Genomic DNA, 3,695 nt, shown 5'->3' with positions numbered 1-3,695 from the left:
GAACAACGTGCTGCTGGCGACGGGGCAGCCGCGCATGATGGCTTGAAAGAGCAGGGGAGCGGGGGTGCAGGGGCTCGTATCAGGTGGCAAGCCCACCGAATTGCATCCTCTTTCTCCCCCGCTCCCCTGCCCCCCTGCTCCCCCGCTCCTCCACCACTTAGTTGCCTCCCCCATCATCCCGGCTTAGAATAAAGGGAGCATGCGCCGCGGGGCGCGTGACTTCCCACAATCTCTCGCTTGCGCAAGGTGAGCGCGGTATGACCGGCAGTAGTAATCTGACCCTTTTTCTCATCGGGTTGGCCATCGGCATCACCGTTGCCCTGTCCGGTGGCCTGATCGACTATGGGCTGCATCTCCGGCGCAACCGCGAACCGACCTTCGGCGTGCCGGGCTGCCTGGTTTACACAGTGGGGGGCCTGGTCCTGGCTGGCGTCGTGGCGCTTATCGCCTCGCTCATCGTGACGGGCGGCGTGGGCGCGGCGCTAATTATGGGGGCAGGGGTCATGGTGGGCTTCTACGCCGGCTTCATCCTGCTCGTCGGGCTGTGGTTCCTGCACGACAGCGCGCGCCAGCCGGCCGAGAAGACAATGCCATCCGATTCCACCGTTCCCTGACCGCCGCTCGCGGCGGCCGCGCCCCTACCGGAGGTTCACCGCTCGTGGCCGTTCGCATCGCTCTGACCCTGCTCCTGTTCGCCATCGGCATCGCCGTCATGTACTGGCTCCAGGAGACCTATGGCGGCCTGCTGGCCGCGCTCATCGGCTCCCTGTTCTTCCTCTTCGCGCTGGCTATCTGGACGCTGCCCCCAACCACGTTCGAGCGCGGCCGCCGCCTGGATCCCATGCAGCGGCGCGTGATCGGCATGCTGCTGGGCACGACGCTGGGCATGTTCGGCGGGCTGGCCGTGGCCGCGTTCGTGCCGCGGCCGTTCAACTGGATCGTCCTGGGCGCGGTGGCCTTGGGCGTCACCATCTGGTGGTACCGCCGGCCGTGACGAAGAGCATTAATCCGCAGATTTGGCAGATTAGGCAGATTTCCAGAACGCCGTATGCGGTTAACGCTACACACAGCAGAGCCTTCTTAAATCTGCCAAATCTGCCAAATCTGCGGATGATTCAACTGCTTCAGGAGGCACGACTATGACCTACAACCTCACCTCCCTCGACCTGCCCAAACTCAACGGTCGCACGCTGCGGCTGTTCAGCGCCGCGCTCGATAATGGCGCGCTGCGCGGGGCGATGCTCGGCCAACTGTTGAAGCAAGGGGGCGTGACCAACCTGCGCGAGTGGGAGTTCGAGGACGCGCCGACTTTCTTCCCGCTGGCGCTGGAGGAAGCCGGGGCGTGGCGCGACGTGCCGCCGGTCGATTGGGCCGCCTTGCAAGCGCAGATCGCCGGCCGCACCAACCGCGAGCCATTCGCCGCCATCAGCGATTACGCCCGCGCCTACCGCGACGGGGCGACGACGCCGGAAGCGGTGTCCGAGGCCGTGCTGGCGGCCATCGCCGATGCCGACGACGACCCGCGCCCGCTGCGCGCCTTCCGGGCCACCGACCGCGCCGACCTGGCCGAGCAGGCGCGCGCCTCGGCCGAGCGCCACCGCGCCGGCCGGCCGCTAAGCCTGCTGGACGGCGTGCCCGTGGCCGTCAAGGACGAGGTTGACCAGACGCCTTACGGCACAACGGTGGGCACCAGCTTCCTGGGCCAGACGCCGGCGGCGACCGACGCGACCATTGTCGCCCGGCTGCGGGCCGCGGGTGCGCTGCTGATCGGCAAGACGAACATGCACGAGATCGGCATCAACCCCGACGGCTTCAACGAGCACTACGGCATCATCCGCAACCCGTACAGCCTGACCTGCCACGCTGGCGGCAGTTCCAACGGCTCGGCCGCCGCCGTAGCCGCCGGCTTCTGTCCCGTCGCCATCGGCGCGGACGGCGGCGGCTCCATCCGCATCCCGGCGGCGCTAACGGGCATGGTCGGGCTGAAGGCGACGTTCGGCCGGGTCAGCGAGCACGGCGCGGCCCCGCTGACCTGGACGATGGGCCATCTAGGCCCCATCGGCGCGACGGTGGCCGACGTGGCCCTGGTCTATGCCTGCATCGCCGGGCCGGACGCGCGCGACCCCAATAGCCTGCACCAGCCGCCCGTGTCGTTCCAGCAGTGGGATCAGACCGACCTGCACGGCTTAACGCTGGGCATCTACCGGCCGTGGTTCGAGCACGCCGACCCGGAGATCGTCGCCGACTGCGACGAGATGGTGAAGCGTCTGGCGGAGATGGGGGCGGTCGTGCGCGAGGTGGAGATTCCTGAATTGGACGAGATGCGCGTGGCCCAGGCGGTCACCATCCTGGCCGAGATGGCGAGCAACATGGACGCCCACGCTGCCCACTGGCCGGAGCTAAGCCCGTCCACACGGGTGAACCTGACGCTGGGCAAGGCGACGACCGCTTTCGATTATTTGCAGGCGCAGCGGGTGCGCACGCGGGCGCTGGGCCACTTCCGGCGGGCGTTCAAGACGGTGGACGTTATCCTGACGCCGGCCACGGCGGTGACGGCCCCGACCGTGCCGGACAATTGCGAGCGCGACGGCTGGTCGGACCTGAGCGCGGTGACGGAGTTGATGCGTTTCGCCATGCCGGGCAATTTGACGGGGCTGCCGGCCATCGCTTTCCCGGTGGGGTATGACCGGCGCGGGCTGCCGATCGGGATGCAGGCGATGGGGCGGGCATGGGAGGAACACGTGTTGTTGCGGCTGGCCTACGCCGCCGAGCACGTCGCTCCCCGCCGCCGGCCGCCGGTCTTCTACGACATCCTCGACAGCGTTACGCGCCCCAAAGCCGCCGGCCGCCAGCACCTCGAACCGGCATGAAGAGGAAGAGAATCATCCGCAGATTAGGCAGATTGGGCAGATTAAGAAAAGACGATGATTGAACGAGACCCTCGTACGTATGCGATCATTGGTGCAGCGATGGAAGTTCACAAACAGCTTGGGCACGGTTTCTTGGAGGCCGTCTACCAAGAGGCGCTGATGGTAGAGCTAAAGGAGCGTGGAATACCATTTAGCAGAGAAGTCAATCTGCCCATCTTTTATAAGGGTTGTCCCCTTGCCATTCATTATCGGGCAGATTTTGTCTGCTTCTCCTCAGTCATTGTGGAATTGAAGGCTTTAACCCGATTGAGCGGGATTGAAGAATCTCAGCTGATAAACTACCTGAAAGCAACAAATCTTGAGGTAGGCCTGCTGTTGAATTTCGGCGGCCAGTCTCTTGAGTACCGCCGCTACTCACTCTCATTCTTAAAATCTGCCAAATCTGCCAAATCTGCGGATTACTCCTCTGGGAGCCGATGATGGACGTCACGTTGAGGGAGTGTCAGGAACGGGTGGATGAGTGGATCCGGACGGTGGGCGTGCGCTACTATTCGGAGCTGACCAACCTGGCCGTCCTGGTCGAGGAAGTGGGCGAGGTCGCCCGGGTGATGTCGCGGCGCTATGGCGACCAGAGCGCCAAGCCGTCGGACGAGGGGCGCGACCTGGCTGAGGAGTTCGCCGACGTGCTCTTCGTCCTCATCTGCCTGGCCAACCAGACCGGCGTCGACCTGACCGCCGCCTTCGAGGCCACGCTGATCAAGAAGACCGCCCGCGATCGCGAGCGGCATGCGAACAATCCGAAACTGAGGCAGGGGGGCGGGGGGG

The 3,695-nt window shown here is 65.4% G+C and carries 5 protein-coding genes; all 5 read left to right on the top strand.

Features of this window, described 5'->3' with window-relative positions; all coding sequences use genetic code 11:
* Positions 1–257: 257 nt before the first annotated feature.
* On the top strand, positions 258–614 hold the full coding sequence (locus ACE3UY_RS18270; RefSeq protein ID WP_374688915.1) for a hypothetical protein: 357 nt from the start codon (positions 258–260) through the stop codon (positions 612–614).
* A gap of 44 nt (positions 615–658) precedes the next feature.
* A complete protein-coding gene (locus tag ACE3UY_RS18265) occupies positions 659–994 on the top strand; it encodes a hypothetical protein (RefSeq protein WP_374688914.1) in 336 nt (111 codons plus the stop codon).
* Between the two features lie 145 nt (positions 995–1,139).
* A complete protein-coding gene (locus ACE3UY_RS18260) occupies positions 1,140–2,870 on the top strand; it encodes an amidase (protein WP_374688913.1) in 1,731 nt (576 codons plus the stop codon).
* A 54-nt stretch (positions 2,871–2,924) separates the two neighbouring features.
* Positions 2,925–3,350 (top strand): GxxExxY protein, encoded by a 426-nt coding sequence (locus ACE3UY_RS18255; RefSeq protein WP_374688912.1) that lies wholly within the window; start codon positions 2,925–2,927, stop codon positions 3,348–3,350.
* A partial coding sequence (locus ACE3UY_RS18250; protein ID WP_374688911.1) for a nucleotide pyrophosphohydrolase occupies positions 3,347–3,695 on the top strand: 349 nt, incomplete at its 3' end. The genes ACE3UY_RS18255 and ACE3UY_RS18250, both read left to right, overlap by 4 nt.

The sequence above is a fragment of the Promineifilum sp. (SeqCode) genome (genome assembly GCF_041918635.1).
In the GTDB taxonomy this organism is placed as follows: Bacteria; Chloroflexota; Anaerolineae; order Promineifilales; family Promineifilaceae; genus Promineifilum.
This window is presented reverse-complemented; position numbering and strand designations above follow the sequence as displayed.

Bases quoted from the DNA above. Each gene is read 5' to 3' on its own strand.
- ACE3UY_RS18270 (WP_374688915.1), top strand. From the start codon at position 258: ATGACCGGCAGTAGTAATCTGACCCTTTTTCTCATCGGGTTGGCCATC.
- ACE3UY_RS18260 (WP_374688913.1), top strand. From the start codon at position 1,140: ATGACCTACAACCTCACCTCCCTCGACCTGCCCAAACTCAACGGTCGC.
- ACE3UY_RS18255 (WP_374688912.1), top strand. From the start codon at position 2,925: ATGATTGAACGAGACCCTCGTACGTATGCGATCATTGGTGCAGCGATG.